Here is a 26,203-nt window from a genome sequence, read left to right on the forward strand (position 1 = left end):
TACCGCTTTAAAGGGCTGAGGGTCAGGCCCCTTTTTAATGTCTATACCACCTGTAAGATATGAACCAAAAACAATTGAAGAAGTCATAAGAATGCGTCAAGGAAAAGGACCAACAACTAAAATGATGCATGGTGACAAAAATATAGAAGCACACCATAGACAACAAGTCCCAGTTAAGAATGGTGGGATATTAGATGAATTAGAACAAAGAACTCATAGAGGTGGAGGAAATCATACACGTCATGATAAGCCATCCCAGTTATCTCCTTCTCAAAGAGCCAAGGAAATTAGAGAACACTATAAAGAAAGAGGGAAAGAATATATACTACCAGGAGAAGGAATTTAAAAGGAGGAAAACTGAGTGACTAGAGATGAGATTTCAAAATTATTAGATGGTATATTAGATAAAGAATTAGGAAATTTAGATATTCCCTCGGCGAGTGATTGGGAAAATATCGAAAAAAAGTTTGGATGTCAATTTCCATCGGAATTTAAATTTTTTATAGAGTTAATGTCTGAATATTCGTTTCCGGGAGATATCTTAAATGTTTCCAATGGTAATACAAATGGAAATGACACTATTGAATTTACCTATGACTATGAAATGAAACAGGGGGGATGGAAGGAAGAATTAATCCCATTTTATAGTATAGGTAATGGTGATTACTTCTGTCTTCTTTCCAATGAGTGTCCGAACACTGGAGTTTACTATTATTCACATGAAGATACTAATATAGATAAAGAAGCTAATAACTTTGAAGAATGGTTAAAACAGTTGCCAACTTTTTTGAGTTAATAAATAAAAACCTTGATTGGCTAAATGCCTTTCAAGGTTTCTTTTTGTGGTGACTACCTGGTGCTAATAAACTGTACACCAGGCTGGTAAAAGAGAGAAGGCACTTTCAGACACCAGCAGTGGCTGGAGGACTGGCTCAGGGGCCCGTGCATATAATGTTCTTTTTGATCCATTGACGAAGATTAAGATGGTGACTGAGAAAGCCTTTGGAGTTAAGGGTTTAGGGTAAGCCCAAAACAAGGGTGCCTAGAACAAATGGAAAATGGGTAGGAGAACCTGGAAATGGAACATGGTATTCAGATAAGCCAGAAGTTAATAAGGTAACTAATGGTGAGGGTGTAGAATTCCTTGATGGCAGACCTAATTTCACGCCATGGAGTAAAGGATCCATAAAGTTTAAAGAAGGTATGTTAGAGGGGTCAAAAAATGACTTTAATTTGGTTTATGAAAAAATAATGCAATTGAAAGGATATAAATCAATGAATCAGGCAAAGGTTTGGTTAAAAGAAAAAGGATTAACCCCTCATCATAAAAGTATTACTGAAATTGAATTAATCCCAACAGATTTGCATGGAAATATACCCCATATTGGTTCAGCGTCTGATTTAAGAGGAGGATAATAAAAATGAATCAAAAATTAAAGAGCGCACTAACTAAAATAATAGACACAGAAATAGTAGTTTCCCAAAAGAAAGATGCCTATAAATCTATTCATATGATTGAAAATGTCTATGGTGTAGATTTACCATCAGATTATAAAGAGTTTTTACTTGAATATGGAGGAAGTTTTATAAAAGATAATATAATGTATAAGCCAATTGAAATTACGCCCATCACTCACAAGGATGGTTTTGATTCCATTGGTGGTTTTTATGGTATTACAGATGATAACTATAATATTGAATCGGTTATTAAAACCTATAAAGATGTTTTAGGGAAAGTATTGATGCCTATTGCAGATGCAGATGGGGGAGATTTATTGTGTATAGGGATAAAAGGTCAATATAAAGATAAAATTTACTATTGGCATCATGAAGGAGAAGCTTCAAAAGATGGAAAAGAATATGTTTATCTCATAGCAAATTCTTTTGAAGAATTCATTCTAAAATTCACACCTCATCAGAGAGAGCAAAATGTAAATTTAGATGATATCGAATTATTTTTAGATGAAGATTTACTAAAAGACTAAATTGTAATGAGAACATGTAATAATACTTACACATATGCCTGGGCTTAGCATTACTACCATTAAGTTAAAGAAATTATACGCAAATAAATAACAGCACCCTCTAAAATTATAGAGAGGTGCTGTTTTGTAGTGCCTGAGAGCGGGATGTCGGATTTACATGTGCCTGACCTCAACTCTACTACTGCATTAAAGGGCTGAGGATCTAGGGTCTAGCCCCTTTTTATGAAGCAATACCAGCCTAAATCTCTCAACTGGAAGGAATTCCACGAGGAAATATCGAATCCCAATCCAGAAAGCGGGCAAAGTATTCTTCAGGATATAGCTGAAGGAGCTATTGAAGGGGCATCCAAAGCCGTAGGGGATACATGGGACGGACTGAAGTCAACCTATGAGCTGGGGAGAACCACCATGGGCCCATTTAGTCCGCTGTTTTTGGGCAGTGAATTGCTGTTTAACCGTGAGCAGCTGCTCGAAAACCAGAGGAAGCACCAGGAATTTTATTTGGGCATTATAAATGACCCTATAGGAAAAGTGAGCCAGGCTTTGGATGTGCCGAAATATATATGGTCCGCTGTCTCCAGCGCATGGGAGCGGGATGTTGTAAATGGGGATGCCAAGAGCCGGACAGCTTTCTTTACCTATGGTTTGACTTCCCTTGGAATTGGTATTCTTGGGGATAAGGGGATTGGGAAGGCTGGAGCCATTGCCAAGACGGTTCGCCAGGCTGGTAAAGGGAAGAAGTCGATTTTTACGCCAGTTCAGACACCTGCTCTGGCAGGAGGTGGACTGGCACAGGGACCGGTGCCGTATAATGTTCTTTTTGATCCGTTGACCAAGATTAAGACGGTGACTGATGGTGTGTTTGGAGTTAAGGGTACGGGTAAATATTATAAAAACTATAAATCTGTGGAATATACTGGAACAACGAAGGTTAATGGAGAAGAAAGAGATATTAGCCGGCGGGTTTTTCAAAGGATTGATATCGATTATAAGAGAATCGATCCTGATACTGGCATGACAAATTTTCAATTAATGAAAAAAGGAAGAGCACCAATTTGGAAAGATGGAACAGTTATAGAGCTTCATCATTTAATTTAAAGAGAACCAGGATCAATGGTGGCAATTCCTGCTAGTATGCATGATGAATATAATAAAATTTTGCATGGTTTGGTGGAGAATGGTGGGAGCTTTAGAAATGACCCTGTATTAAAAAAGCACTACGACAACTTTAGAAGTAAATATTGGAGATGGAGAGCTAAGCAAATAGATAAAAGTGAATTGTAAAAGGAGGAACCTTGATTGGATAAAAAGGAATTAATAAAATTTATTAATGAACATAAGGAATCAGATGACTTTACAGGTGGAGTAGATGAAAGTCAAATTAATTCTATCCAAAATGAGCTAGGGGTGGAATTACCAGCAAGTTACAAGTGGTTCTTAACTACCTATGGTTCTGGTGGGTTATTTGGAGTTGATATTTTAGGAGTGGCTAAGTCAAATAGAGCTCCTGTTGTTGTTAATACAAAGAGATATAGAGATTTAGGAATGGACAAGGATTTAGTAGTTATTGAAGATGCTGGAGAATATGCTTATTGTCTATACATCAGTGAAATGGAGAATAATGAGTGCCCGGTAATAGCGTGGAATAGACCAGGGGGACTTGATGACTACAATACAGCAAAGAATTTTTATGAGCTTTTATCTCAAAGGTTGTTGGATGCAAAAGAAGCATGGGAAGAAGATTTTTAAGATAGATAAATAGAAAAAACTTATAAAGCTAGTGACTTAATTTTTTAGAATGATGAGGATTTATCTCCAGAGGAAGTAGTGGAGATTGCCTTAGCGTATAAGGAACAAAAATAATTTTATCTAGAGATCAATATCAACAGACCTTGTATGGCTATCTGCCATTCAAGGTCTATTTTGTGTGTAGCTCCATAGCTGAATAACCTTTACTTAATCATAGATAATGGTGTACTTACCCTAACTGGCGTTTAAATGCCTTAGTGGCGAAGAAGTAAGCGATGACCATGATACCGATGCACCAGGAAAGCGCGATCCAGATATCGTTGCCAACAGACCCTTCATACAAGAGGGTACAAATCGCATTCACGATTGAAGTCACGGGCTGGTTCTCAGCAAACACACGAACAATTTTGGGCATGGTTTCGAAAACAGGTGCCTGACCCCAACTATACTACCGCTTTAAAGGGCTGAGGGTCAGGCCCCTTTTTAATCGGACAGCCTTCTTTACCTATGGCCTGACTTCCCTTGGAATTGGCATTCTTGGAGATAAGGGGATCGGGAAAGCTGGAGCCATTGCCAAGACGGTTCGACAGGCTGGTAAAGGAGAGAAGGCACTTCCGATTTATACACCGGTTCAGACACCAGCTGTGGCTGGAGGAGGAATGGCTAGGGGGCCAGTGCCGTATAATGTTCTTTTTAATCCGTTGACGAAGATTAAGACGGTGACTGATGATGTGTTTGGGGTTAAGGGTACGGGTAAAGCTGCAGGGCTTAAATCAAGGAAATTATCTTCTGAACAAATTGAATTAGACTGGCTGGATGACAAGTATACTGCTGTAGAAGTAAAAGGAACAGTTAAAGTTGGTGGAAAGAAAGTAGATGTATCCAGAAGAGTGTACCAAATTGAGATTGATAAAAATTATGTACCTAATAATCCGAAGGCATTAGGAAAGTCGAATGGAGAATTGATGGAAAAGGGTAAATCACCATATCTTGTAAAAGACGGAGTGGAAAGTAAAGTTGAATTACACCATTTAATTCAAAAAGAACCTGGTGGAATGGTTGAAATTGCGGAGTTAACTCATGATAAATACGATTCGACGCTACATGGTTTAGTTGAAAATGGAACAAGTTTTAGGAATAATCCAGAACTCGAAAAAATGTATAATAACTTTAGAAGTAACTATTGGAAAATGCGTGCTAGTGAGTAATAGGAGTGAGTTTATTTGAGGGATGAAAGAATTATAAAGATGATCGAAAATTATGGTGAAGAAGATGATTTTTTTGGAGAAGTATCAGAAGAATATATTTATAAGGCTGAAGAAAGACTTAAAGTTAAATTTCCTCGAAGTTACCGCAATTTTATAAAAAAATATGGTTCGGGAGGAATATGTGGAGTTGAGCTTGAAGGTGTTCAGGGGAATTTAGGAGCATCTGTAGTTGATGCAACAGAGAGATGGAGAAAATTAGGGTTGGGTTTGAACTTAATTGTTTTAGAGGACTCGGGAGAATTTGTTAGATGTATGTATAGTGCAGATATTAAAGATGACAGAGTATTTAGTTGGGAAAGGGCGGGGACAGATTTACACCCAAGGTATAATACATTTGAGGACTATGTAATAGACATATTTCAAGAAGGAATTGATAACTGGTAAAAAAACAATGAGGTGAATCCAAGGGATATACCTATTGAGATTGAGGGAAATGGTTTTTTGCTGGTAATTGAGAACAATAGTGGAATAGTTCATTTAGAAGATTTTGAAAAAGGTACATTTGAGAATACTGCTAAGAAAACAGGTGCCTGACCCCAACTATACTACCGCTTTAAAGGGCTGAGGGTCAGGCCCCTTTTTAAAAAGAAATAAGAAATAAATTAATAGGTAAACAATTCAATTCCTTTGATGACTTTAGAAAAGAGTTTTGGAAGTGTGTAGCAAATTCAAGCTTTGCAAAGGAGTTTTACAACCGAAATGTTGCAAGGATGTTAGAAGGAAATGCTCCTATCGCTCCTAAAGTAGAACATTATGGTAAACATAAGTCATATATACTTCATCATAAACAGCCCATAGACAAGGGTGGAGAAGTCTACGATCTTGATAATTTAATGATTACCTCACCGAAAATGCACCAAAATATTTTAGATTCTACTTATCATTTTGGAAAGAAAGGAAAGTAATGAAGGAAAGGTGGAAAATATGAATAAAAAGTTATCTAAAGAGGAATTAGTTGAACTAGTAACTAAAATTTGTAATCCTAAGCTGTCTGATGAAGAGGTAAGCGAGTATATAGAAATTTTAGAAGAAAATGTACCTCACCCTGCTCCTAGTGACTTAATTTTTTGGAATGATGAGGATTTATCTCCAGAGGAAGTAGTGGAGATTGCCTTAGCGTATAAGGAACAAAAGTAATTTATTTAGAGATCAATATCAATAGACCTTGTATGGCTATCTGCTTTCAAGGTTTATTTTTGTGTGATTACTCATAAAGGTATAGATATCTGACATTATGAGTATAATAACTTTTTCAGCTAAAGAGATAAAAAAACAGGTGCCTGGCCCCAACTCTACAAGATCCTTCTAACGCTCTCTGTTTCATCCCTAATTTAACATTTTCAGATAGTGTATTCCTCTCCATTTCAGCAATTGATGCCATTAATTGCACGACTAAACGCCCAATAGGACTTCCGGTATCAAAGTTTTCCGAATAATAAATAAACTTTACTCCGAAATCTTCAAACTTGTCTAATAGTATTAGGGTATCTAACATATTCCAAGATAGTCGAGAAATCTTCCATACGAGTACAGCTTCGAATTTGTCAGCTTCAACATCAGCAATAAGTTGTTGCATAGCAGGGCGACCCTTTATATTCTTCTCACTGATTCCTTCATCAACATATTCTCTAGCAATATCCCAACCATAAAGTTTGGCATACTGGCGTAGAGTATCTAACTGAGCAGCAATACTATAACCTTCATTTGCTTGTTCTTCGGTTGACACACGACAGTAAATGGCTACACGTCTAATTTCATTCATAAAAATCCTTCCTTCCTAAATATTTTAATATGAAAAAATGAATAAAGGGAAAGAATGTTAATTAACACAGAATAGGAGTCTCCTAGAAAAGGGCAAATTTAACTGTTAATAATAACACCATTTGATGTAGCCTATTGGAAGGGGAAATTTTCCTACTGATCAAGCAGCTAGTTTATTAATATTTATTAGCGTAGTTTAGAACAAATTGTAGAAGAAGGAAATCATATAAGAATGTAGAATTTTGTGATTATACAAAAACAAGGGAGGTAGCTTTATGGCTTTTCATGAACAAATTAAAAGTAAATCACAGGAATTTAGGGATTTATTATCAAATTATAGAAGTCGTGGCTTGAAAGATACAGGAAATGTGGGGAAATGCGACTTTATTAATACTTTAAATCGAGTTACTTATAAACCTATAGGAGAGGGAAAGTTTAGGATTGGAAAAATTAACGATGACTTGGATAAAAACCATATGAGTATTAGACTCGATCTTCCAAAGGGTGAATTTTCTGATGAGTTTATTATGAAATCAATGGGATTTACGGAGGTTTTTCCAAGAAAAAAAAGAACTAATTTTACATGCTTAAAAGTGCATAGAGCTAGTTGGGATGATTCTGTGTTTGACACAGTAGATATTAGACTATATGAAGAAGATATAGCTGCATACAATTTTAATGAAAATGCATTCAAGGATTTTATAGATTTATTAATTTTAAGAGCTACTGGTGAGATAATAGAAATTCCTAATAATTAATTTTTAAATATTGCTAGTTTATGTTTAGTGCAAAATAAAAGAGGTTCTTACGCGTTTTTGGTGAGATAAACCATACCTTTTTCTTTTTCTGCTAACTATTTTTTTAAAATAGCACTACAGTTCATATAGGATTCTTTTTTCTAATACTGTCAAACCGGCTCTTCCATATGTCAGCCTTTTTATAGTTTTCAACCGGTTAATTTGCCCCTCTAGCAATCCATTACTAAAAGGCAGAGTTAGGGCGTTTTTTACAGCCTGTATGTCACTTCGCAGACGAAAAGCGTAGTAGTAAAAAGGCCGTTCCCGGCTGCTTAATTGCTCTCTGAGCCACTGAAGAAAACCTTCTACATCACGTGCTTCCACCACAGTACGGTATTGCCGGATGGTTTGATATACACTCTCTAAAGCGGGATAGTCTTTTAGTGTACGCTGTAAATATTCTGTTTCTTCTTTATTTAATTTTTCAGGCGGCTGCCACAACCAGGCACACAAGCTCCTTCTTGAGATGGATAAAACCTTTTCTCCGGAGGTGTTATGTTTTCTATCTTTCCGAATGTTTTGTACAAATGTTCGAACGCCTGAAAAAGTACCGATATATCCTTCTATTTGAAGTGCAGAATAGATCTCTTTTACGGTATTTCCCACTTTTTCGAGTTCTCTCATTCGCTCATTAAAAGGGTCTGTCAAACGTGAGCGTTGTCTTTGAAAATGAGGAGGACCCTTCATTTTTGTATACTTTTGAATCGTACGCCAATCCAAATCATATTCTCTTGCCAGCCTGGATAGATTTTTGCCTCGTTTGAATGCCTCTTGTATCTCCTGAACCAGCTCCCACTTCCGTTTTTTCCGGTCACTCGTTAGCTTTTCTGCACGAGTCAAAGGGATTTCTTCGGCTGCATCTGTAGAGTCTGACCACGTAATCTTTGCTGGTACAATAGAGGCTGCACAAGTGTCAAGCTGCTTCTTTGCATTTCTAATAAAATGAAACCGGTCATAGATTTGCCTGATAGATGAATCCGCTTGTGAAAACAGGTGCCTGGCCCCAACTATACTACCGCATTAAAGGGCTGAGGGTCAGGCTCCTTTTTATTATAAATTGTTTAATGTCATTAGAGTCTTTCTGTGGACTTTTAATTCTAATGGAAGCAAATATCCCCCTCATCTTTTTAGAGTGAGGGGGATATAAGGTTTTTCTATAAAATCTTTTATTTAATTGCTTTGCTCACCTTTAGCTTTTTTCCTTTGATAGTCGCATTCTCCATGGCTTGTAAAACTAGTGAGCCTTTTCCATTCAGAATATCAACATATGACATATGATCCTGGATGGTTATGATGCCGATATCATCTGCGTTGACTCCAGAGATTTTTGCGATTGTTCCAACAAAATCAATAGCACGAATTTTCTTCTTTTTACCACCGTTAAAATGGAGTTTCATAATATCTTGATTGATTCGGGCTGTTTTATTATTTCTTATTACTCGTCTGCTGCTAAGTTTTTCTTCGAAAGCAGCTTTTCCAGCAGCCACTTTCAGATGGCTAGGAGCTTCTATAGTAGGTATCTCAAAGCCGATGTATTTTTCAATTGCTTTAATGAACTTTCCTTCAAAAGGTGTCGAAAACGTAATGGCCTTTCCTTTATTTCCAGCACGGCCGGTTCTTCCAGTTCTGTGCACATAGCTCTCTTTTTCCATAGGAACGTCATAGTTGATGACAAGATTCACATTATCAATATCAATACCTCTTGCAGCTACATCTGTGGCCACCAGATAACGGAAGTTCCCCGATTTGAAACCTTCCATAACAGCAAACCGGTCTTCTTGTTCTAGTCCTCCATGGAGCCTCTCACAGGTATATCCGATTTTATCCAGTTTACTATACACAGTATCTACGTGTTCTTTGGTTCGGCAGAAAATTAGGCAGCTGTCTGGATTTTCTACAACCGTGATGTCTTTAAGGAGTGAAACCTTTTCTTCTTCTCTCACTTCAATTAGAAAATGTTCAATGGTATCGGCGGTTACCCCAGTTGATTCAATCTCAATATGAATAGGATCTTTCATATATTTATGGCAAAGACTTTCAATATCGTTAGGCATGGTAGCAGAAAAAACCATTGTTACTCGGGTTGAAGGAACCTCTTTAATGATGGTTTCCACTTCATCGATGAAACCTCTATTAAGCATCTCATCAGCTTCATCTATGATAAGGTACTTTATTTGATCCAAAACTAGGGTTTCTCGTTCAATATGGTCCATGACCCGTCCAGGCGTACCAACGACTACATGAGTTTTTTGTTTCAATTCATCCTTTTGTTTCGTAAAAGGTTCCTTTCCATAGATGGCCACTGCTTTAATGCGTTTAAACCTTCCGATATTTGTAATATCGTCTCGGACTTGAACCGCAAGCTCCCTAGTTGGGGTAAGAATTAAGACCTGTGGTTTTTTTTCCTCCCAGTCAATCATATCGGAAACAGGAATACCAAAGGACGCAGTCTTGCCACTTCCTGTTTGAGCTTTTACGACAAGATCTTGATTTTCCATTACTAATGGAATGACTTTACTTTGAACTTCTGTTGGAGTTTCGTATTTTAACACAGCTAGTGCTCTTTTTATTTCTTCACTTACATGATAATCCGCAAAACTTCTTTTACTCATTTTTCAACCTCATTTTTGGTTTTTTATTCATATGTATAGAATCCTCTCCAGGATATATTATATGCATATCTGAATATGGTTCATTATACTTGAAAAATGCTGGACAAATCGGCTTTTATTTTAAAAGGTTGTTTTGGTAAGATTGTAGTTTTGGGTAAAAACCCCAAAAGCCATAAATTTTTTTAAATTAGGTAATCTAAAAAGAACCATACCACAAGTAAAAAATACAGCACCTTTTCAACTATTGTTAGTTAATCAATACAAAAAGGTAAACCGCCCCCATTCTGCCAACATAAAAAGTCAGCACCCCCTTTGTTACTCAGTGGGTGCTGACTCTTTTTTAGCACTTACTTACAAACCGAAAGCCTTTCCACTTCCTTTACTACAGCTGCATACTCAAGATATCTACATAAATTTTTCAATCCATCGTATTTACCATTCTTTAGGCTCATAATTTAATTCTCTAAATAATTGAGTGCGCTCTTTCTTGGATAAATCCCTCCATTGTCCAGGAGGAAGGTTGCCTAAATGAATATTCATGATTCGTGTTCTTTGCAAACGGTAAACTTCATATCCTAATTCAGCGCACATACGGCGAATTTGGCGATTTAGGCCCTGGGTCAGGATGATTTGGAAATCAAATTTGGATAATTGAACCAGTTTACATGGAAGTGTTGTTGTGCCCAATATTTTGACACCCTCTGACATCTTCTTTAAAAATTCAGGAGTAATCGGCTTGTCTACTGAAACGATATATTCCTTTTCATGCTTATTTTCAGAACGCAGGATTTCGTTAACGATGTCGCCATCGTTCGTAAGAAGTATCAGGCCATCCGAGTCTTTATCCAGACGCCCAATATTAAATATTCTTAATGGGTGGTTGACCAAGTCAACGATATTTCCTTTGACACCTTTTTCTGTTGTGCTTGTAATGCCTACAGGTTTATTTAAAGCAATATAGACATTATTCCTCGCTACCCGGACTGGATTTCCATCTACTTTAACGTCATCTCCAGGCTCAACCTGGGTGCCTATATCGGCACGCTTCCCGTTAATTGTAACCCTTCCATCGGCCACTAATTTATCCGCACCCCGTCTAGAAGCTTTTCCGGCTTCACTAATATATTTATTAATACGCAAGTTAACACATCCTTCAAATACGATTGTCATATTAAATACTAATATATTTCAAGTGAATCACAAAATCATATTTAAATAAACGGAAGCCAATGATCGGTGAAAGTGGTTTAAAAACTTTTCCAAAGGAGGAAAACTCGGAGCTTGTGACGGTCATGTGGAGAACGGAAAACAGGTGCCTGACCCCAACTATACTACCGTTTTAAAGGGCTGAGGGTCAGGCCCCTTTTTAGGGTGATTAAACCATAATTTTGCCGATTTGACAGAGTAATGATTAAGCTAGAAAGGATAAGATCAATTCAATTATCATTGACCGTAACTTGGGAGTATGACCCAGAAGAGTATGAATATGATGAAGGGATGACAATCGAAGAAAAGGCGAAGCAAGATGCCAGCCATCCGGACATTAAGTCTATAATTCGAGAAGAGGGGACATAGAGTGGAGTAACCTGGAAAGTAGTTGATTAACTTTAGGAATTTCCTAGTTGTATAATTAAACTCTTTTAAAATTAATAAAAACCCTCGTTATGCTGATTTGAAGCATATTGAGGGTTTTTATTTTGTGGTTTTATCAATGTATTTCATTCGTTTTCCCCTGATTCTTACGGATAATCCCTATTATAAAGTAGACAATGGTTAAGCCAAATCCTACTATGACTAAAGTTGATACAAATAGCTGCAATTCATTATCGACTAAAAAGTAAGTGACTGAAGAAATTATGCCTACACATAGGAAGTAAAGAGCATTTGTAAAACCTTTATTTGAGATGCTCGCTACTTTTTCAATGCCCTTGGAGATCAGCGCCGCTAATAAAAGAATAAAAATAAATATTAGTACTCGCACATTATCATCCCTTTTGTAATAATCGTTAAATATGTAAAAATTATACCACCAGTAGGGTGACATGACATCCTACTGGTGGTATAATTTTCACTTATATTTTTCTATAATCATCTCTAGCCTTCAACCATTCAGCGCCATAATAATATAAGTTTAGGGCTGCTCCAAATGGTCCTCCTTTACCGCACCTTTAACAATGTTTTTAATTAAGGTATAACTTAAAATCTTTCCAGCACTTAATACCTTAACAATATCATCAGCAAAACCCGCTACCCCAAGAAAACAGGTGCCTGACCCCAACTATACTACCGTTTTAAAGGGCTGAGGGTCAGGCCCCTTTTTAGATTAGCGCAGGATTCCTCTATACAAAGAAAAACACATTGAATTGGTGAATTCAGTGTGTTTTTCAGCGGCTTTTCAAATTGAAAATATATTTTATTCTGGCTTAACAGCTATAAATTCTTCAATAGTTTCAGGGGTGTTTTTACCTTCTTTTCCTGTAAAAATGTCCAAATTAACGGTTACATCCATACAGCCAAGGTATTTTCCATTTTCATCACGTACCGCCATGAACTTTTGGTAAATCTGTCCAGTCTCTTCGCCGGAGCGTTTTGGGAACCAAAATTCCCATTCGTCGCGTGCTCCTGAACGGAAATCATTCAACAACTTTTCAACGTGGTGAGCCACTTTTGGGTGAAGCTCAAGCACAGGGCGACCAATTGCTTCTTTACGACGACCATGGACGCGGTTTGGATTATTAGAATACCACCGGAAAATATCGTTAGCGTCGCAAAAACCCATTTCAAATGGTAAAAGATTGATAATTGAATCCAAAGTGCTTGCTTTAATTGGACCAGTTTCAAAGTTAATGACAGCTTCAGGACTAATTAATTCTGACAATTTATCTACTGACATTTCTAACTCTCCTTTATGCGATCTCTCTTTATGAAAATATTAAAGAGAAAAATCGTCTTTTTTAGGTGATTATTATCTAACCTTATTAATAATGTAGCATTAAAAATTATTGTACATTGTGATTTATATCACAAAATTTATTTTTAATCATTATCTACATTTGAGGGAAACGTGGGGACGGTTCTCTTGCTTCTCAATAAAATTAATCATTACTAATCGGACACTTTTGTCCATTCTTTACTATCTTCTGTTTTATTATCTCTTTTACTGCCAAACCAAAGAAGATTTTACTAACCTTTATTTACTTCGCTGTTTTCGTATAGATTGTTGCTTTCTTGACTATGTTATAAAAAGGTTGATATAATGCAGTTTAAGAAGGCGTTCGGATATGTGGTTAGATGTATATGAAGAAGCGAATGAACTTACAAAAGAAGAGCAATTAGAACTCTTTAATGCGTTTATTAAGAGGTCAATGTTGTCAGCGTTTTATTGATTATCTTCTAATATATTTGTAAAAAATTCCTATCAGTAATCTTGCAAATGGCGTAGTGAGGGGAAGTAAAATAAAAGCATAGATTGTGCCCCAGACTAATGTGCCATCGATGTTTAGCGTTTCCATGCCACCTCTATCAATAGTTTCGCCAAAAATAGCACCAATAGTTCCACTGTATAAGGTTACAAGAAACGCACATATAAGGCTTATAAGCCATAATTTTTTGTTTGATAATTCTCTTCTATTGTGGAAATATCCACCTAAAACTGCAAAAGTAATCGCAAAAGGAATTACTACTGAGAAATACAACCAACTTTCACCCCAAAACGAGGTTACACCACCTGCCCACACTTGTCCTATTAGTATAAATAACAGTGCAGTAACAAATGAAAATACAGCACCGAAAATAAGACCTTTTATCCAAGAAGGATTACTCATAATTTCACCATCTATTACTTATTTTGAGACAAAAATGATTTATCATTTTTATTATTTGCACTACATTACTATTCTAACAGAATATGCGAAATAACAAAATTTACTCAAAAACCACAATCTTTACGAAAACAGCGATTTACTTAAGGACAGGTAAGCACGGTCCAGAAAAATCATTCTGCCGCAAAAACTCAGTTTAAATACATTCATAAAAAAAACACCTCTCGCTTAAATTATGAGCTAAAGGTGTTTCTTTATTATTCAGCAATCAATTTGTTAGAACGGATGACGAAGGATTTATCTTTCAAGCTTTCTAGTGAAAAAGAATTGCCTATCCCGTCTATTACATCAATGACAATTTGCATGTGCTCCCAATAGGCAAAGTTTGAGTTATGCATATAGTAGGGCACATCCATCACTTCACCTATTTGTTTATCCTGGCTGCCAAGATAAAAATCACCTGCTGTCATACAGATTGGTGAAGTTCCATCACAGCATCCTTCTGAATGGATAAATACGAGATGACCGTGTTGGGCCTGCAATTGCTTTATTAATGCTTGTGCTGATTCTGTCGCAATGACTTTCTCCATTTTAGAAGAAGCCCATTGATCCTTTATTGTAACCAACTAAGATACATTTTGTTTGCTGATAGTGACCAAGCATCATTGCGTGGTTTTCACGGCCGATCCCTGATTGTTTGTAGCCGCCGAATGCAGCGTGTGCAGGGTATTGGTGGTATGTATTTGTCCATACGCGACCAGCTTCGATTGCACGTCCAGCACGGTAAGCCGTTTCGCCGCTGCGAGACCAAACGCCAGCACCTAAGCCGTATAATGTATCGTTAGCGATTTCGATTGCTTCATCAAAATCTTTGAACGTAGTGACAGATAATACCGGCCCAAAGATTTCTTCTTGGAAGATACGCATTTTGTTTTCACCTTTGAACACAGTTGGTGCTACATAGTAACCTTCTTCAAGGTCACCTTCTAGCTTATTTTGGTAGCCTCCAATTAATAATTCAGCGCCTTCTTCTTTCCCAATCTCGATATAAGAAAGGATTTTGTCTAATTGTTGACTGGATGCTTGTGCACCCATCATTGTTTCTGTATCTAATGGGTTGCCAATTTTAATGGCTTTCACGCGTTCGATTACTTTTTCCATGAATTTTTCGTAAATGGATTCATGGATTAATGCACGTGAAGGGCATGTACAAACTTCACCTGAGTTAAGAGCGAATAAGACGAAGCCTTCAACAGCTTTATCCAGGTATTCATCATCTGCATCCATTACGTCTGGGAAGAAGATGTTTGGTGATTTGCCACCAAGCTCTAATGTTACTGGAATAATATTTTCTGTAGCATATTGCATAATAGAACGGCCCACACCTGTAGAGCCAGTAAACGCAATTTTAGCGATACGAGGGTTTGTAGCAAGTGGTTTCCCTACTTCTAAACCAGTACCTTGAACGATGTTTAAAACACCTTTTGGCAAAAGATCCTGAATAAGCTCAATTAATACAAAGATAGAAGCTGGTGTTTGCTCAGCCGGTTTTAAAACGATACAGTTACCTGCAGCTAAAGCTGGAGCAATTTTCCATGCTGCCATTAAAATAGGGAAGTTCCAAGGAATAATTTGGCCAACTACACCCAGTGGCTCATGATAATGATAAGCTACTGTATCTTCATTGATTTCACTAATGCACCTTCTTGTCCGCGGATAACGCCTGCACGAAGAATATCAAAAGGAAAAAAGCATTGAACAACTATTACAAATTGAACAAGAGTTAAATTCAAACTTGATCTATTAAATTGAAGATTTAAGAAATATTACAATAGAAGCTCATAAAGTTCTTGAACTATCTTCAAGTGTTTTAATTACAGTAAATAAAACTAGATCCCTATTTTTTTCAATACAGGAAATGGGGGAAAATACGCTAAATGCAATTCAATTTTGGAAAGATGATGAGGGCAGTTCTGAAATTGGTGCAGATATAAAAGAAAGTTTAGAAAAAGATTTAGCTGCTTCCATAGAGAAGATTCAAAAGCTGCCTAATGAATTAGCTCAACGATCCAAAAGTAGTATTACCTCAATAAGCATTGTTCAAAAAGAGCTGCAGACTATAAAGATAGCACAAATGGTCAGTAGTGAGTGAAGCGGAAAAACAGGTGCCTGACCCCAACTATATTACCGCATTAAAGGGCTGAGGGTCAGGCCCCTTTTTCCATGAAGTATGGAGTGATTAATTTGTTTTTGAGAAACGCTCTATCATTTCGAGTAGTATCTGGTTGCTATTTTTTATAAAGCCAAGAATTAACTGAAGTTCCTCAACAGTATATTGAGATAATATTTTATGAATTTCTTCACCAAAGGAACTGAAAAGAGGAACTATTTCTTTCTCTGCTTTTTCTTGGTTTACGCTGATAATCACACGCCTTTTGTCCTGAGGATCATTATCACGGAAAGCATATCCTGCTCCTTCAAGCCTATTTATTACGCCAGTAATAGTCCCCGTCGTTAATCCCGTTATCTCAGCAAGTTCGCCAGCTGTTATTGGTTGATTCTTGAAAATAACTTCTAAACATTTATGATCAGTTGGGTTAAGTCCTAACTTGGTAGCAATTGACTGATGAAACATAATGGTGGCTGAACTATTATTTCGTAATTCATCATTTAGAGTATTGAGTAACTTTTTTCTTAATGTTTCGTTTGTTGACATTTTTTCTACCTTCAATTATAATTATCTTATCTCGCGAGATAAAATAATTTCATTTAACTTTTATCATAATTAAACAGCATTTCATTAACTTATTATATCTAAAATTTTAGTGTTCAGTTATCACATTATTTTTTGAGGATTCAATAGTAAAGATAGGGATAAAATTTCAATATTCATGAGAGGATGTTAAAAGTGAGTAAAGATGCAGGTATATTTTTAGGAACATCATTAATGCTTATATTGCTGATATTCATTCCAATTTGGATAGGAAAAAAGAAGAGTAATAAGTTAAATATAAAACAAAAAAATTGGTGGTTAATATCACATATTTTCTTTGTGGTTATTTTTATAGGAGGCTCGCTGGGGATAACATTATTAGCCATTTCAACTAATTTTATTACTGAGAGAGAACATATTTATGCAGCACATTTGTTTATTGGATTTTTTGACTGGTTTTTAATAATTCCAGGTGGACTCGGCTCCTTCTTTACTGGAATTTGGTTAGCTGTACGTACACATTGGGGGGTAACAAAGTACTATTGGATTATGGCTAAACTTGGTGTTACTTTTATAACCATTTTGTTTGGTTCGATGTATATGCGTGTATGGATTCACGATAAGGCAGGAGATATTTTCGTTAACAGTATCCATCCTTTAAAAAATCCTTTATACCTCCATAGTCGTGAAATGTTATTTATCGGTATTGTAATCTCATTTGTTTTCATTATCTTTTTAGTTGTAATTTCTTATTTAAAACCGTGGGGGAAAATAAAAAAAGCGGAAAAACGCATTTCTTAAATAGATAGGAGTAAATTGGGCTTGGGTCTGGTTTATCCCTAACTTAAACGAAAGAGGATTGAAGAACGATTCAAAGGATTTAGTAAGAAGGGAGTTGTAGATACTAATACATCTGCCGAAGCAATTCTATCCTTTACAGCTGAAAGTCGGAATCAGGTAGATGAGATAGTAAATAAGGCACTGTCATCTGGTGCAAAATCTTTTAGTGTATTTGCTTGTTTAACCCCGTCTTTATACGATCATTGGTATACGCTGGATTGTTATCCAATTTTCTAATGATTGTAGTTTGTTATAATTTTAGAGAATGGGACCACATTCAGTAAGGGGCATTATTTCTTGCACTCTGGACATTAGTTTATTTGTTTCATAAGAAAATGGGCACTTGATGAAAGTGTCATTCAGCAATCCTCCGGGGTTGTTTTTTTGTTCCTTTTTGAAAAAGGACTCTTTACTCCTTAAATTTTTATTAAGCACTTGATTGCATTTAGCAACAAGTGCTTTTTATATTAACAATTAACCAGCTTTCAATATATCGTAGGACCCTTGCATACAAAAAGCCCGCCAAGGGTAAACCCAATACAAAAAGGGTGACAGATATGGCTTTCGACTATGATTTGGACTTTGAAACAATAGACTTCCGCAAGAATCCTGAACTGTATAGGGTTGGCAGGGGAGAACAGGGTGTGCTGCTGGTAGAGCCTTATAAGAGCGAGATCCTGAAGCATTGGCGATTTAAGACTCCGGAAATTGCTGTGGAGTCATCGGATAAGATCTATCAAATGTTTCTCGATTATAAGGAGAAAGAAGATTTTGTCGGGATGGATATGGCAAGGAAATTTCTGCAGATGGGATATACAAGAGCCCGCAGGTATACGAATTACAAAGGCGGGAAGAAATATGATGAGGATGGCAAGGTAAATGAAAGACAGAATGATCCGGTGAAGGCAGAATCGGCGTCCATCTTTATGGAGAAATGGAAGCTCGCGCGAGAAGATCAGGATTATCTTAAGCGAAAAAAAGAGCATCAGAAGAAATATGGCTGAAGCAGCAACCTGAACAACATAGTCTTTGTTTTAAGGGGAAGATGATCATGAAAGTCTATACGATTGGACATTATAACCATTCGATCGAACAATTTTTAAAGCTGCTGGGAGCAGCTGAAATTAACTTTGTGGCAGATGTCCGGGCATTTCCTGCGAGCCGCAGGAATTCACACTTTAAAAAAGAAAACATGATCCAGTGGCTGAAAGAAGCGGGGATTCATTATCGCCATTTCCCCGGTCTTGGCGGGAGAAGGAGAATATCTGGCCAGGTAGGGGAGCAATTGAACGAAGGATGGAATAACCGCTCGTTTCACAATTATGCGGATTATACACTGACGGATGATTTTCAGTATGCTTTGGAGCAGCTCAAGGAACAGGCCGCAGAAACGACGCTCGTCTATATGTGTTCAGAATATCATCCGGCAAGATGCCACCGCCTGCTCATCAGCAACTGGCTGAAGGCAAATGGATGGGATGTGCGCCATCTCATTCCTGACTCCAAGGGGAATCCGAAGGTGGTCCCACATGAATTGGGGAAGTGGGGAGCCATGCCAATCATTGAAGAAGATGGGACTGTGGTGTATCCGAAGCTATAAAAAGGGAAACGCAGGGTCACAGGTGCCGGGTACCCTTTTTGAAGCAGCTGCTGTATTGTGGCTGCTTTTTAATTTGCAGTAGTTTTCACCTATATGGTTTCAATAAAATGGTATAATTTTCAATGAGATTATAACTTTAATATGGGGCCTTCCAATATGGTAGAGGTTGTAATGGATGCAGGTCCCAGGAATGATTACAAATAAAAGAAGAGGTATGATTCACAGAAATACTTAAACCTGGATTAGGGAGGATAACTAATTGTGGAAAAGATATTCATTATGAATGCTTTGTTATTCAGTGTAATAATAGTTTTCTTACTTTATAAGAATAAAAACAAACACAATACTATATCCATTATGGTTGTATTACTTATCTTCTTTTCCGGTATATTTTCTGTAACAGCATATTTTATAAAATCCAACTATTCTATAATATTATACACCCTGCAATGGATAACTTTGCTGGTCGCTGTAATTTTGCAATTCAGGATAAAGAATTCCAAAGAGAAACTCCACAAGTGATATTGGACAGGTGCCCGTCCCCAACTATACTGCTGCTTTAGGGGGCAGGCACCTTTTAGCTGTTTATTAGAATTCATCATAATCTGCCAAAGAGAAATCATCTTGAGTGATGGGTGCGTTTTTTTCAGCATCCTCAATTTTAGTTATAAAATTGCAGAGAAAGATAAACCCTTACCTCAACTTTCTTTCCCGCATCAATGCTACTCGATAAGGGAATAATTCCCCTTCCATCATGCCCTCAGAAATAGCGGGGTCAGCTCTCATGAATTGTTCAGCACTCTTTTTATTTTCAGCTTCAAAGATAACAATTCCAAATCCGGTATCATCGTCATTCAGTGTTCGTCCTGCCAATATTACTTTTCCCTCTTCAGTATTTTCTTTGAGTTTTAAGAAGTGGCGGCTGATAATCTCTTCTTCCGTTTGCGTCCAGCTTTCCCTTTCTAAAAAATGTGCTTTTAATCTTAATTTATATAAATATTGTTCCATTGATTTATCACCTCATTATTAAATTGATAACACTTGGACCCTTATAATAAGCAGCATTTTTGTACCTATTCGGGATAAAAACATTAATTTCCTTCTTTTAATAATCCCTCAATTTGCTGCAGTTTCACCCTTATGTTTAATGGAATACAAATTAATCCTATTTTCCCATAACAGCCCAAATCATGATATATTTTAATAGGTACGATATAGATAACCAAAGGGGCATGTATGAAGGAGTTTAATAATAAATCCAATAAAAAAATCTATCATATTGTGGCGTTTATTGTGATCACCATTATGGTCCTGGGGCTGGTGGCGGATAATCCGCGGATGGGTGACTTTGGTGCTGGCTATATGCTGAATCTGGTGCTGGTCCTCATTCTATCGGTCTGTCTGCTGCTGTATCCCCGGGCTCATACGTATGTACATAGATTGATAATCAAAGTTGTTTCGTCTGTTTACTTTTATACGTTGTTCTTTTTATATCCGGAGACCTGGTCGAATTTTATTTTTCTGTGTTTGATTCCTGCCCTCTCGATCCTGTTTTTTGATTCCAGGATTTTTTATTTTTCGCTTATTCTCAATTGTGCGGGTTCGGTGCTTTTGTTTGGCTATATTGCGGCTATGGACCACGGACTTCAATACGCCTATATACAGCAGGATTTAATAGGAAATGTGATTAATTTTTTTGCAAGCCAGGTGATTATTTTTTTTATTTTTTTCTTAACGAATGGACGGATGAAAAAACAGCAGCTCTATTATGAACAAATTCAGCAGTCTGGGCGCTTGAAGATAACGGGCCAGCTGGCGGCTGCGGTTGCACATGAAGTCAGGAATCCTCTGACCGTTGTGAAGGGTTTTCTGCAGTTATTTGAACAGGATCCTTCCTTTTCTTCCAGTCGAAAAGGACAGATTTCGCTGATGGTTGATGAATTAAATACAGCTGAGCAGGTGATTTCTCAATTTCTGTCTGTTGCGAAACCGAAAAAAGAGATTGCATCTGAATCAGTGGAGGTCAAGGCTGTTCTGCAGAGTGTGGCGGATCTCCTGTATTCGTATGGGCTGCTGCATGATAACCGGATTGAAGTAAATGTTCCGGATGATTGTCATATTGCCGTGAACCGCCTGGAGTTTAAACAATTGCTGATCAATATTATGAAAAATGCGATTGAGGCATCGGAGCTGGGGGATATCGTTCAGGTTACGGCTGCAAGGGAAAAAGACTTTGTTGTCATAAAGGTTACCGACCAGGGCAGAGGGATGACTGAATCAGAGGTTGCCTCACTCGGAACGCCCTTTTATTCCCTGAAAAGCAAAGGCACCGGGCTGGGTATGATGATTTGCTTTGAGATAGTGGAAAAATATAAAGGGACCATTCATTTCGACACGGCTTTGGGGCACGGAACAACCGTTGTGATACGCTTTCCAGCTATTTAAATACAGACTCCTGACCATAAGAAGATAACTGTGTATCTAAATAGAAAAGGATGATGCTTTCTTACTAGCATCACCCTTTTTCATTTTTATATAACTCCCTGTGCGATCATGGCATCGGCTACTTTTATAAATCCTGCGATATTAGCACCTGCCACCAGATTGCCTGGGTGGCCATAATCATCGGCAGCTTGGACGCTGCTCCGGTATATATTCGTCATAATGTGCTGCAGTTTTTCATCCACTTCTTCAAATGTCCAGGATATTCTTGAGCTGTTTTGGGCCATTTCTAATGCGGAAACGGCAACACCGCCTGCATTGGCTGCTTTTGCCGGCCCAAAGAGAACGCTGTTTCTCAGAAACTCATGGATGGCTCCGGATGTGCATGGCATATTTGCTCCTTCACCAATGGCTTTGACACCATTGGCAACAAGGATTTCTGCTGCTGCCTCATCAATTTCATTTTGTGTCGCACACGGCAGAGCGATGTCACAGGGGATGGACCAGATGCCGGAGCATCCCTCAACGTATTGTGCATGGGGATGTTCCTTCACATATTCCCGGATCCTTTCCCTCTCCACTTCCTTCAGCCTTTTTACTGTATCAAGGCTGATGCCGTTTGGATCATAAATATAGCCGTCAGAATCGCTGCAGGCCACAACCTTCGCGCCTAACTGTGCCGCTTTTTCAATCGCATAAGTAGAGACATTTCCTGAACCGGATACAACGACAGTGCTTCCTTTAAAGGAAAGGCCTATTTCCTTCAGCATTTCCTGTACAAAGTAAACCATACCGTAGCCTGTCGCTTCAGTGCGGGTTAAGCTTCCGCCATACCCGATTCCTTTCCCTGTCAGGACTCCAGCTTCATAGCCTCCGCGAATTCTCTTATACTGTCCAAACAGATAGCCTATTTCCCTGGCGCCGACTCCGATATCTCCGGCAGGAACATCTACATCCGGTCCGATATGCCTGCTTAGTTCCAGCATGAAGCTTTGTGTGAATCTCATAATCTCGCCATCAGATTTCCCCTTGGGATCAAAATCGGCTCCGCCTTTTCCTCCTCCAATCGGCAGGCCAGTAAGGGCATTTTTGAAAATTTGTTCAAAGCCCAGAAATTTGATGATGCTGGCATTTACAGAAGGATGGAATCGCAAGCCGCCCTTGTAGGGACCGATTGCGCTATTGAATTGAACCCGGAAGCCGCGATTCACCTGTACTTTTCCCCGATCATCCACCCAGGGGACTCTAAAGGTGACCACTCTTTCAGGTTCCGCGATTCTTTCAAGAATACTTTGCTCCATGTATGCGGGGTTTTTCTCAAATACTGGAACGAGTGAATCAAACACTTCTTTAACGACCTGATGAAATTCACCTTCATTAGGATTGCGCTTTTTAACTGTTTCGAATACCGCCTGAACGTAATCCTCGGCCTGTATTCGCTTCTCATTCATTTTTGTTATTGCAGTCATGCTGTCAATGGCCCTCCCTTTAAGTAAAAATTAATTCAATAATTTCCAACTATTCAAAATTTGTATGATTCCCTCATTTTATAGTTGAAAATCAATCTAAACAATATGAAAATTAGATAATATTGATGCCGAAATTAGATGATTGGCAGAAGGGAGGAAAAAAACACATGGAACTAAGGCAGATTAAATACTTTATTGAAGTGGCGAAAAGAGAACATGTAACCGAAGCGGCCTTAGCTTTACATGTGGCGCAATCTGCTGTGAGCAGACAGATTTTCAACCTTGAATCAGAGCTGGGGGTCAGTTTATTTATCCGTGAAGGCAGGAACGTGAAATTGACGCCGATCGGCAAACTATTCTTAGAACAGATGGAAGAAGCCATAAAGGTAATCGATAATGCCAAACGGCAAGTCAAAGAGTATCTGGATCCGGAGCATGGCAGAATACGTTTTGGCTTCCCAAGCAGTCTGGCACTTTATACGCTGCCTTCCATCATATCTGCTTTCCGCGGGCGCTATCCTCATGTGAAGTTTGAGCTGAAACAGAGCGCTTATCATGATTTAATCAGCGGAGTGGCGGAAGGGGAAATCGATATGGCATTGATTGGCCCTCTCCCTAAGAAAGAGAAAAAGGTTAAAGGGGATATTTTATTTACCGAGAAAATGGTCGCTCTGGTTCCTGCTGACCACCCTTTAGCGGACAAACCCCTATTGAACCTGAACCAGCTGAAAGACGAATCCTTTATCTTGTTTCCCAAGGGATATGTTCTGCGGGAACTATTCGATAACGCATGCAGTCAGCTTGGTTTTTACCCTAAAGTGTCATTTGAAGGGGATGACATTGATACGATTAAAGGCTTGGTCTCAGCAGGTCTGGGGCTGACGCTTATTCCGGAATCTACATTGGTGGAAAGCCTGCCGCGCTCCACAGTTAGGCTGCCTGTCATGCCACAGATTACCCGTGCGGTAGGAATCATTATTCCAAGTGAACGCCAGCTGCTGCCCACGGAGAAAATATTCTATCAATTTATTCGTGATTTCTTTGCTGTTTTGGATCAATTCCAAAACTGATGCCATTATCGCGATTTCCTTAAGGAAATTTGAAAAGGCCCTGCCATCTTCATCATGTTATTCATATATATTTTTGGTCTTCACTTGGAGGATTTCTCTGCTGATTTAGCGAATTTGACTTCGATAGTGAAATGGCAGGCGTGTCCCGGGAAAAAGGGCGGGGGAGCTGCCTTTTCAAAGAGAAGGGGGATCATATGATTGAATTTAGAGAAATAGACCGCCATAATTTTTTTGATGTCATTGATTTGCGTGTGGCAGAAGAGCAAAAGGCATTTGTGGCGCCGAATGTGTTTTCGCTGGCGCAGGCGAAGGCGTTTCCGGAGTGTGAGTGCTTAGCTATTTATCATGATGAGGTATTAGTGGGCTTTACAATGTACTGTATGGATGACGATGATAAGGAATACTGGATTTACCGTCTGATGATTGATGCGAAGCACCAGTCGAAAGGGTACGGGAAAGCGGCCATGGAAAAGCTGATTGAGCGGATTAAGCAGGATCAGGAGCATAAGGTGGTTTATTTGAGCTTTGAGCCTGAGAACCATTTGGCGAAGGGGCTATATGAAAAACTCGGCTTTGAAGCGGATGGCCGGGTGATTGATGGAGAAATCGTATATAAACTGGCGTATTAATCAAAAGAGCTCCTCCTGCGGGAGCTCTTTCTATGAAAGGAGGCGGACAGATGTTTAAGAAAAAAATGGTGCTTATCCTGATGATTATTTTGCTGCTTGCAGGCCTGCTTGACCTTAAAAGTATGAAGGACTGTTCTTTCAGCTGCTGCCGGAGTCCATGCAATCGAAGCTGGTTCACATTTTTTAGCGGCTGCTTTTCATCCGGATAAGCCTGGAAAAAAAGCAGCATCCTCGAACCATTTAACCTGCCAATTTGCCTGCACCATTTTCCTTCCGACGGGCAAGTTTCCTGTAAAGAAGAGCCAGGACCAAAGCGGGTACAGTACATACCACCATTCCGATAAACGCATATCGGGGTTCCATTTCATAAAGGTACCCGCCGAAAATGGTGAAAAGGGCTGTGCTCCAGCTGAGGGCGAGTGCTGAGTAGACCCCTTGAGTAATGGGTACCTGTTCATGAGGAACATATTTAATTAAATATTTCATGAAGGCGTAATGTGCCATGGCAAATGAGAAGGCATGCAATGTCTGGCTAATGCTGAACACAATGACATGCGGGAAGGCAAATACGAGTATCCAGCGTGCAGTGGAGCCCACTGCTGCCAGTGCCAGTAATGAACCGATTGAAAACTTCCGGAAAGTCCGGTCCGCAATGAAAAAGAAAAGAATTTCTGCAATCACGCCTATATTAATAATGGCGCCGATTAAATATTTTGGTGCTTGAATTTCCTGTAAGTAGATATAACCATAATTGTAATAGGAAGCGTGCGCTGCCTGCAGCAGAATCACAATGATGAGCACAAGGCCGAAGTGTCTGATGCGGAATAATTTCCTTATGGCTCCTTTGGTCTGGCCGCGTTTCGGCTTTTCAGATAGTACTGCCGGTGTATTCATGAAACCGAGACAAAGGACTACAAGCATGCCAAGTAATAACGCCCAGAAAATGGCCTTATCGCCGAACCCACCTGTAAAGAAGGTCAGAATCATACCGGACACAACGAAGCCGATCGATCCCCAGGAGCGGCTTTTTCCATAATCCTTTAATTGTTTGTTTTGGACAAGAATGCCCGCAGCACTATCCAGTGCAGGCATCAGTGCCGGATAAAAGAAATGCAATAGCAGCGTTACTACCAGCAGGCTGGCAAAAGAGTCAGCCGGAATATAGCAGAGAATGGCGATCAGGGTACCGGCTGCCATTCCGTTCAGCAGGGTTCTGCTGCTGAATTTTCCTGATAAATAGGGAAAAGCAAAAAGTGTGGCAAGCCCCCGTACCACCAGGCCCAAGCTCATGATCAAGCTTGCCTGTGAAACCGTCATTCCTTTTATATGGATCATCCACCCTGTCCAATAAGGCAGGAAAATGCCCCAGGTCATAAAAAAGCTGAAAAACTGCCTGCTCATCCAGCTTTGTGTCTTCATAAAAATCCCTCCGATATTTGCATGATAT

The 26,203-nt window shown here is 38.6% G+C and carries 29 protein-coding genes and 4 pseudogenes; 19 read left to right on the forward strand and 14 right to left on the reverse strand.

Going from position 1 to position 26,203, the window contains the following annotated elements; translation table 11 throughout:
* Positions 1 to 91 precede the first annotated feature (91 nt).
* The 6 genes and pseudogenes from LLY41_RS01220 (at position 92) to LLY41_RS01245 (ending at position 3,734) form a co-directional block, all read left to right on the forward strand.
* Complete coding sequence (locus tag LLY41_RS01220) at positions 92 to 346, forward strand: hypothetical protein (RefSeq protein ID WP_304586696.1); 255 nt, start codon at positions 92 to 94, stop codon at positions 344 to 346.
* A 15-nt stretch (positions 347 to 361) separates the two neighbouring features.
* A complete protein-coding gene (locus tag LLY41_RS01225) occupies positions 362 to 796 on the forward strand; it encodes an SMI1/KNR4 family protein (protein WP_304586697.1) in 435 nt (144 codons plus the stop codon).
* 242 nt (positions 797 to 1,038) lie between these two features.
* On the forward strand, positions 1,039 to 1,416 hold the full coding sequence (locus tag LLY41_RS01230; protein WP_304586698.1) for an HNH endonuclease family protein: 378 nt from the start codon (positions 1,039 to 1,041) through the stop codon (positions 1,414 to 1,416).
* A gap of 5 nt (positions 1,417 to 1,421) precedes the next feature.
* On the forward strand, positions 1,422 to 1,985 hold the full coding sequence (locus tag LLY41_RS01235) for an SMI1/KNR4 family protein (protein ID WP_304586699.1): 564 nt from the start codon (positions 1,422 to 1,424) through the stop codon (positions 1,983 to 1,985).
* Between the two features lie 408 nt (positions 1,986 to 2,393).
* Positions 2,394 to 3,269, forward strand: a pseudogene (locus LLY41_RS22365) (HNH/ENDO VII family nuclease).
* A 15-nt stretch (positions 3,270 to 3,284) separates the two neighbouring features.
* Positions 3,285 to 3,734: an SMI1/KNR4 family protein gene (locus LLY41_RS01245; RefSeq protein WP_304586700.1), complete on the forward strand. Its 450-nt coding sequence runs from the start codon at positions 3,285 to 3,287 to the stop codon at positions 3,732 to 3,734.
* A 229-nt stretch (positions 3,735 to 3,963) separates the two neighbouring features.
* Here LLY41_RS01245 and LLY41_RS01250 read toward each other — a convergent pair.
* Positions 3,964 to 4,155: pseudogene (locus tag LLY41_RS01250) on the reverse strand (ABC transporter permease); the annotation flags it as partial.
* A gap of 238 nt (positions 4,156 to 4,393) precedes the next feature.
* Between LLY41_RS01250 and LLY41_RS01255 the strand changes: the two are divergent.
* From LLY41_RS01255 to LLY41_RS01270, 4 genes and pseudogenes are all read left to right on the forward strand, one after another.
* Entirely contained in the window at positions 4,394 to 4,942 is a 549-nt protein-coding gene (locus tag LLY41_RS01255; RefSeq protein WP_304586701.1) for an HNH/ENDO VII family nuclease, read from the forward strand.
* 15 nt (positions 4,943 to 4,957) lie between these two features.
* Entirely contained in the window at positions 4,958 to 5,386 is a 429-nt protein-coding gene (locus tag LLY41_RS01260) for an SMI1/KNR4 family protein (RefSeq protein WP_304586702.1), read from the forward strand.
* 200 nt (positions 5,387 to 5,586) lie between these two features.
* Positions 5,587 to 5,907 (forward strand): annotated as a pseudogene (locus LLY41_RS01265) (colicin); the annotation flags it as partial.
* A 19-nt stretch (positions 5,908 to 5,926) separates the two neighbouring features.
* On the forward strand, positions 5,927 to 6,139 hold the full coding sequence (locus LLY41_RS01270; RefSeq protein ID WP_304586703.1) for a bacteriocin immunity protein: 213 nt from the start codon (positions 5,927 to 5,929) through the stop codon (positions 6,137 to 6,139).
* 115 nt (positions 6,140 to 6,254) lie between these two features.
* On the opposite strand, the gene LLY41_RS01275 is transcribed toward LLY41_RS01270, so the two are convergent.
* Entirely contained in the window at positions 6,255 to 6,764 is a 510-nt protein-coding gene (locus LLY41_RS01275; protein ID WP_304586704.1) for a recombinase family protein, read from the reverse strand.
* Positions 6,765 to 7,038: 274 nt separating this feature from the next.
* Here LLY41_RS01275 and LLY41_RS01280 point away from each other — a divergent pair, with 274 nt between their 5' ends.
* The gene (locus LLY41_RS01280; RefSeq protein WP_304586705.1) at positions 7,039 to 7,521 is read left to right on the forward strand and encodes a hypothetical protein; all 483 of its coding nucleotides are present in this window, start codon (positions 7,039 to 7,041) and stop codon (positions 7,519 to 7,521) included.
* A 114-nt stretch (positions 7,522 to 7,635) separates the two neighbouring features.
* Here LLY41_RS01280 and LLY41_RS01285 read toward each other — a convergent pair whose 3' ends face one another.
* The 8 genes and pseudogenes from LLY41_RS01285 to LLY41_RS01320 all read right to left on the reverse strand — a co-directional run.
* Positions 7,636 to 8,400: a transposase gene (locus LLY41_RS01285; protein WP_304586706.1), complete on the reverse strand. Its 765-nt coding sequence runs from the start codon at positions 8,398 to 8,400 to the stop codon at positions 7,636 to 7,638.
* A gap of 326 nt (positions 8,401 to 8,726) precedes the next feature.
* Positions 8,727 to 10,172, reverse strand: a complete 1,446-nt coding sequence (locus LLY41_RS01290) for a DEAD/DEAH box helicase (RefSeq protein WP_304586707.1) — start codon at positions 10,170 to 10,172, stop codon at positions 8,727 to 8,729.
* Positions 10,173 to 10,604: 432 nt separating this feature from the next.
* Positions 10,605 to 11,342, reverse strand: coding sequence for a 23S rRNA pseudouridine(2604) synthase RluF (rluF, locus tag LLY41_RS01295; protein ID WP_304586708.1), 738 nt, complete (start codon positions 11,340 to 11,342; stop codon positions 10,605 to 10,607).
* Between the two features lie 538 nt (positions 11,343 to 11,880).
* Positions 11,881 to 12,153, reverse strand: a complete 273-nt coding sequence (locus LLY41_RS01300) for a hypothetical protein (protein ID WP_304586709.1) — start codon at positions 12,151 to 12,153, stop codon at positions 11,881 to 11,883.
* Positions 12,154 to 12,585: 432 nt separating this feature from the next.
* Positions 12,586 to 13,065, reverse strand: a complete 480-nt coding sequence (locus tag LLY41_RS01305) for a PAS domain-containing protein (RefSeq protein WP_304586710.1) — start codon at positions 13,063 to 13,065, stop codon at positions 12,586 to 12,588.
* Between the two features lie 493 nt (positions 13,066 to 13,558).
* On the reverse strand, positions 13,559 to 13,996 hold the full coding sequence (locus tag LLY41_RS01310; RefSeq protein WP_304586711.1) for a hypothetical protein: 438 nt from the start codon (positions 13,994 to 13,996) through the stop codon (positions 13,559 to 13,561).
* Positions 13,997 to 14,250: 254 nt separating this feature from the next.
* Positions 14,251 to 14,583, reverse strand: coding sequence for a DUF779 domain-containing protein (locus LLY41_RS01315; protein ID WP_304586712.1), 333 nt, complete (start codon positions 14,581 to 14,583; stop codon positions 14,251 to 14,253).
* A gap of 1 nt (position 14,584) precedes the next feature.
* Positions 14,585 to 15,720 (reverse strand): annotated as a pseudogene (locus tag LLY41_RS01320) (aldehyde dehydrogenase family protein); the annotation flags it as partial.
* Between the two features lie 191 nt (positions 15,721 to 15,911).
* On the opposite strand from LLY41_RS01320, the gene LLY41_RS01325 reads away from it, so the two are divergent.
* Positions 15,912 to 16,145: a hypothetical protein gene (locus LLY41_RS01325; RefSeq protein WP_304586713.1), complete on the forward strand. Its 234-nt coding sequence runs from the start codon at positions 15,912 to 15,914 to the stop codon at positions 16,143 to 16,145.
* An 87-nt stretch (positions 16,146 to 16,232) separates the two neighbouring features.
* On the opposite strand, the gene LLY41_RS01330 is transcribed toward LLY41_RS01325, so the two are convergent.
* Entirely contained in the window at positions 16,233 to 16,709 is a 477-nt protein-coding gene (locus LLY41_RS01330) for a MarR family transcriptional regulator (RefSeq protein ID WP_095245581.1), read from the reverse strand.
* A 192-nt stretch (positions 16,710 to 16,901) separates the two neighbouring features.
* On the opposite strand from LLY41_RS01330, the gene LLY41_RS01335 reads away from it, so the two are divergent.
* From LLY41_RS01335 to LLY41_RS01345, 3 genes are all read left to right on the forward strand, one after another.
* Complete coding sequence (locus LLY41_RS01335; RefSeq protein ID WP_095245582.1) at positions 16,902 to 17,507, forward strand: DUF2269 domain-containing protein; 606 nt, start codon at positions 16,902 to 16,904, stop codon at positions 17,505 to 17,507.
* Positions 17,508 to 18,103: 596 nt separating this feature from the next.
* Positions 18,104 to 18,550, forward strand: a complete 447-nt coding sequence (locus tag LLY41_RS01340; RefSeq protein WP_304586714.1) for a DUF4385 domain-containing protein — start codon at positions 18,104 to 18,106, stop codon at positions 18,548 to 18,550.
* A 47-nt stretch (positions 18,551 to 18,597) separates the two neighbouring features.
* Positions 18,598 to 19,146: a DUF488 domain-containing protein gene (locus LLY41_RS01345; RefSeq protein ID WP_304586715.1), complete on the forward strand. Its 549-nt coding sequence runs from the start codon at positions 18,598 to 18,600 to the stop codon at positions 19,144 to 19,146.
* A gap of 693 nt (positions 19,147 to 19,839) precedes the next feature.
* Here LLY41_RS01345 and LLY41_RS01350 read toward each other — a convergent pair.
* On the reverse strand, positions 19,840 to 20,154 hold the full coding sequence (locus tag LLY41_RS01350) for a YciI family protein (RefSeq protein ID WP_304586716.1): 315 nt from the start codon (positions 20,152 to 20,154) through the stop codon (positions 19,840 to 19,842).
* A gap of 228 nt (positions 20,155 to 20,382) precedes the next feature.
* Here LLY41_RS01350 and LLY41_RS01355 point away from each other — a divergent pair, with 228 nt between their 5' ends.
* Positions 20,383 to 21,591, forward strand: a complete 1,209-nt coding sequence (locus tag LLY41_RS01355) for a sensor histidine kinase (RefSeq protein ID WP_304586717.1) — start codon at positions 20,383 to 20,385, stop codon at positions 21,589 to 21,591.
* Between the two features lie 86 nt (positions 21,592 to 21,677).
* On the opposite strand, the gene gdhA is transcribed toward LLY41_RS01355, so the two are convergent.
* Positions 21,678 to 23,057 carry an NADP-specific glutamate dehydrogenase gene (gdhA, locus tag LLY41_RS01360; protein WP_179289078.1) on the reverse strand — a complete coding sequence of 460 codons (1,380 nt, stop codon included), beginning with the start codon at positions 23,055 to 23,057 and terminating at the stop codon, positions 21,678 to 21,680.
* Positions 23,058 to 23,224: 167 nt separating this feature from the next.
* Here gdhA and LLY41_RS01365 point away from each other — a divergent pair, with 167 nt between their 5' ends.
* From LLY41_RS01365 to LLY41_RS01375, 3 genes are all read left to right on the forward strand, one after another.
* Positions 23,225 to 24,127: a glutamate biosynthesis transcriptional regulator GltC gene (locus LLY41_RS01365; protein WP_095245591.1), complete on the forward strand. Its 903-nt coding sequence runs from the start codon at positions 23,225 to 23,227 to the stop codon at positions 24,125 to 24,127.
* Positions 24,128 to 24,321: 194 nt separating this feature from the next.
* On the forward strand, positions 24,322 to 24,756 hold the full coding sequence (locus LLY41_RS01370) for a GNAT family N-acetyltransferase (protein WP_095245592.1): 435 nt from the start codon (positions 24,322 to 24,324) through the stop codon (positions 24,754 to 24,756).
* A 50-nt stretch (positions 24,757 to 24,806) separates the two neighbouring features.
* Positions 24,807 to 24,965 carry a hypothetical protein gene (locus tag LLY41_RS01375; protein WP_304586718.1) on the forward strand — a complete coding sequence of 53 codons (159 nt, stop codon included), beginning with the start codon at positions 24,807 to 24,809 and terminating at the stop codon, positions 24,963 to 24,965.
* 31 nt (positions 24,966 to 24,996) lie between these two features.
* On the opposite strand, the gene LLY41_RS01380 is transcribed toward LLY41_RS01375, so the two are convergent.
* Positions 24,997 to 26,175, reverse strand: a complete 1,179-nt coding sequence (locus tag LLY41_RS01380) for an MFS transporter (RefSeq protein WP_304586719.1) — start codon at positions 26,173 to 26,175, stop codon at positions 24,997 to 24,999.
* Positions 26,176 to 26,203: the final 28 nt, after the last annotated feature.

The sequence above is a fragment of the Cytobacillus firmus genome (genome assembly GCF_023612095.1).
Taxonomy (GTDB): Bacteria; Bacillota; Bacilli; order Bacillales; family Cytobacillaceae; genus Cytobacillus.

What these genes read in the sequence shown, in the direction of transcription:
- LLY41_RS01220 (WP_304586696.1), top strand. Translation starts at nt 92, where the DNA reads ATGCGTCAAGGAAAAGGACCAACAACTAAAATGATGCATGGTGACAAA.
- LLY41_RS01235 (WP_304586699.1), top strand. Translation starts at nt 1,422, where the DNA reads ATGAATCAAAAATTAAAGAGCGCACTAACTAAAATAATAGACACAGAA.
- LLY41_RS01255 (WP_304586701.1), top strand. Translation starts at nt 4,394, where the DNA reads ATGGCTAGGGGGCCAGTGCCGTATAATGTTCTTTTTAATCCGTTGACG.
- LLY41_RS01270 (WP_304586703.1), top strand. Translation starts at nt 5,927, where the DNA reads ATGAATAAAAAGTTATCTAAAGAGGAATTAGTTGAACTAGTAACTAAA.
- LLY41_RS01275 (WP_304586704.1), bottom strand. Translation starts at nt 6,764, where the DNA reads ATGAATGAAATTAGACGTGTAGCCATTTACTGTCGTGTGTCAACCGAA.
- LLY41_RS01280 (WP_304586705.1), top strand. Translation starts at nt 7,039, where the DNA reads ATGGCTTTTCATGAACAAATTAAAAGTAAATCACAGGAATTTAGGGAT.
- LLY41_RS01290 (WP_304586707.1), bottom strand. Translation starts at nt 10,172, where the DNA reads ATGAGTAAAAGAAGTTTTGCGGATTATCATGTAAGTGAAGAAATAAAA.
- rluF (WP_304586708.1), bottom strand. Translation starts at nt 11,342, where the DNA reads ATGACAATCGTATTTGAAGGATGTGTTAACTTGCGTATTAATAAATAT.
- LLY41_RS01305 (WP_304586710.1), bottom strand. Translation starts at nt 13,065, where the DNA reads ATGTCAGTAGATAAATTGTCAGAATTAATTAGTCCTGAAGCTGTCATT.
- LLY41_RS01310 (WP_304586711.1), bottom strand. Translation starts at nt 13,996, where the DNA reads ATGAGTAATCCTTCTTGGATAAAAGGTCTTATTTTCGGTGCTGTATTT.
- LLY41_RS01315 (WP_304586712.1), bottom strand. Translation starts at nt 14,583, where the DNA reads ATGGAGAAAGTCATTGCGACAGAATCAGCACAAGCATTAATAAAGCAA.
- LLY41_RS01325 (WP_304586713.1), top strand. Translation starts at nt 15,912, where the DNA reads ATGGGGGAAAATACGCTAAATGCAATTCAATTTTGGAAAGATGATGAG.
- LLY41_RS01330 (WP_095245581.1), bottom strand. Translation starts at nt 16,709, where the DNA reads ATGTCAACAAACGAAACATTAAGAAAAAAGTTACTCAATACTCTAAAT.
- LLY41_RS01340 (WP_304586714.1), top strand. Translation starts at nt 18,104, where the DNA reads ATGGCTTTCGACTATGATTTGGACTTTGAAACAATAGACTTCCGCAAG.
- LLY41_RS01345 (WP_304586715.1), top strand. Translation starts at nt 18,598, where the DNA reads ATGAAAGTCTATACGATTGGACATTATAACCATTCGATCGAACAATTT.
- LLY41_RS01350 (WP_304586716.1), bottom strand. Translation starts at nt 20,154, where the DNA reads ATGGAACAATATTTATATAAATTAAGATTAAAAGCACATTTTTTAGAA.
- LLY41_RS01355 (WP_304586717.1), top strand. Translation starts at nt 20,383, where the DNA reads ATGAAGGAGTTTAATAATAAATCCAATAAAAAAATCTATCATATTGTG.
- gdhA (WP_179289078.1), bottom strand. Translation starts at nt 23,057, where the DNA reads ATGACTGCAATAACAAAAATGAATGAGAAGCGAATACAGGCCGAGGAT.
- LLY41_RS01365 (WP_095245591.1), top strand. Translation starts at nt 23,225, where the DNA reads ATGGAACTAAGGCAGATTAAATACTTTATTGAAGTGGCGAAAAGAGAA.
- LLY41_RS01370 (WP_095245592.1), top strand. Translation starts at nt 24,322, where the DNA reads ATGATTGAATTTAGAGAAATAGACCGCCATAATTTTTTTGATGTCATT.
- LLY41_RS01375 (WP_304586718.1), top strand. Translation starts at nt 24,807, where the DNA reads ATGTTTAAGAAAAAAATGGTGCTTATCCTGATGATTATTTTGCTGCTT.
- LLY41_RS01380 (WP_304586719.1), bottom strand. Translation starts at nt 26,175, where the DNA reads ATGAAGACACAAAGCTGGATGAGCAGGCAGTTTTTCAGCTTTTTTATG.